This window comes from Candidatus Nanopusillus massiliensis (assembly GCF_920984865.1).
Map to the genome: position 1 here is coordinate 488,627 of NZ_OV100765.1, position 503 is coordinate 489,129.

The 503-nt window shown below is 22.6% G+C and carries 1 pseudogene; it reads right to left on the minus strand.

Annotated features, from left to right (window positions below):
* Positions 1-406 (minus strand): annotated as a pseudogene (locus LUA84_RS04820) (undecaprenyl diphosphate synthase family protein); the annotation flags it as partial.
* Positions 407-503 lie beyond the last annotated feature (97 nt).

The following is a 503-nucleotide window of genomic DNA, read 5'->3' on the forward strand; positions in this document are numbered from 1 at the left end:
ATCCTGGCCAATATTTATCTATAAAATATAATTCAGAATATGCAGCTTGATATAATAAATAATTACTTATTCTATGTTCTCCACTTGTTCTTATTATTAAATCTGGATCTGGATATGGAATTTCATNACCAAAATATAAATATTTCATGAATAATGACACCATCTAAATTATTAATATCTATAATCACCCTTTTTAAAATCTTCAAATAAGATTTTAATACCATCAATTATTTCTTGTCTGCTTCCATATATAACTGCCAAATTTAAATAATAATTTAGAATTATTTTTTGTAAAATCTTCTACTAATTTTATTTCTTTCTGAACATCATCTGGTAAGATCTTTGTNCTCCCAATTATCTTTACTTTTACTTTATTTTCAATAATCCTTTTATCTTCTCTTATCATTTTTAATTTCTCTTTTAATAATTCTAACTACAGTATGTANATCTTCCTTTGGTCTTTTTAGAAAATTATCATATGAAATAATAAAAATTGTAGCAAC